Source organism: Streptomyces sp. NPDC054847 (assembly GCF_053610925.1).
Window position 1 is genome coordinate 1 of record NZ_JBSGZJ010000764.1, and the last position, 1387, is coordinate 1387.

At 73.8% G+C, this 1387-nt stretch carries 2 pseudogenes; both read left to right on the forward strand.

The window, feature by feature from the left end:
* Positions 1-502, forward strand: a pseudogene (locus tag ACWGH4_RS35080) (putative baseplate assembly protein); the annotation flags it as partial.
* Positions 499-1387, forward strand: a pseudogene (locus tag ACWGH4_RS35085) (putative baseplate assembly protein); the annotation flags it as partial. The pseudogenes ACWGH4_RS35080 and ACWGH4_RS35085, both read left to right, overlap by 4 nt.

Below are 1387 nucleotides of genomic sequence, written 5' to 3' on the forward strand. Positions count from 1 at the left end.
CGCGGCGGCGGCCGGGGACGCCGGCCCGCAGCTGCTGGACGCGGTGGCGCACGCCCTGGAGGGCTGCCGGCGTATCGGGCACGACCTGGTGGTGGGTCCGGCGCGCAGTGTGCCGCTGGACGTCGCGATCGAGGTGTGCGCGGCGCCCGGTCATCAGCACGGTCGGATCCTGGCCGAGCTGTACCGGCTGCTGGGCAGCCGGCGCCTTCCCGGCGGGCGGCTCGGCTTCTTCCACCCGGACGCGCTGACGTTCGGCGAACCGGTGCGGCTGAGCCGCCTGGTGGCCGCGGCGGCCGCCGTGCAGGGAGTGGAGAGCGTGCGGGTGACCCGGCTCCAGAGGCTCTTCGAACCGACCGCTTCGTATCCGGACCACATCGACCACACGGCACTGGAGGCAGGCGTGCTGCGGCTCGGCCCGCTGGAGATCGCGCGTTGCGACAACGACCCCGACCGGCCCGAGAACGGGCGGCTGTCCATCGAGCTCGGCGGAGGTGCGCGATGACCGGCGCGTGCGGCTGCGGCTGCGGCGGCCACGACGAGCGTCACGCGCCGAGGGCGCTGTACAACCCTCCGGGCCGCAGCGCCCTGGACTACCGGGTGGGCGAGTACGGCTCGTTCCTGGCGGCCATGCTGGACCGGCTGGCCTCGCCCGCCTATCCGGCGCTGCGCGGCCTGACCGCCCGTACGCCCGACGATCCGGCCATAGGCCTGCTCGACTCGTGGGCGGTGGTCGGTGATCTGCTCACCTTCCACTCGGAGCGGATCGCCGACGAGGCGTATCTGCGGACCGCCGACGAACACCGTTCGCTGGTGCTGCTGGGCCGGCTGGTGGGGCACCGGCCGCGGCCGGGGATCGCCGCCGACACCCTCCTCGCGTACTCCCTCGACCGCGATCCGCGGGACCCGGACATCTCCGTGGTGATTCCGCGGGGCGCGCGCAGCAACAGCGTGCCGACGACGTCCGGCGAGGACTCGCAGGTCTTCGAGACGAGCGAGGACCTGACGGCGCGGGCGTCGTGGAACACGCTGTCGGTGCGCAGGCGGCGGCCGTCGCTGCTGACGCCGGAGGACCTGGCACGGCGTTCGGAGATCTTCGTGTCGGGAACGTCCACCGCGCTGACGGCGGGCGACCGGCTGCTGTTCGTCTTCGCGGGCGAGGAGGGCGGGCCGGAGGGACGGCGGTTGCTGCTGCCGGTGGCCCGGATCCGTACCGACCGCGAGGACGACGTGACGGCGATCGGGCTGCCGCAGTCGGCGCCGCCGATGCTGGCCGAGCTGGTCGACGAGCTGCGCGAGTGGATCACGGAGGACGAGCGGGAGGTCGAGGACGGGGAACCGACGCCGGCCAACCCCAATCCGCGTCCGGTCAGCCGGTACATCGCGGAGT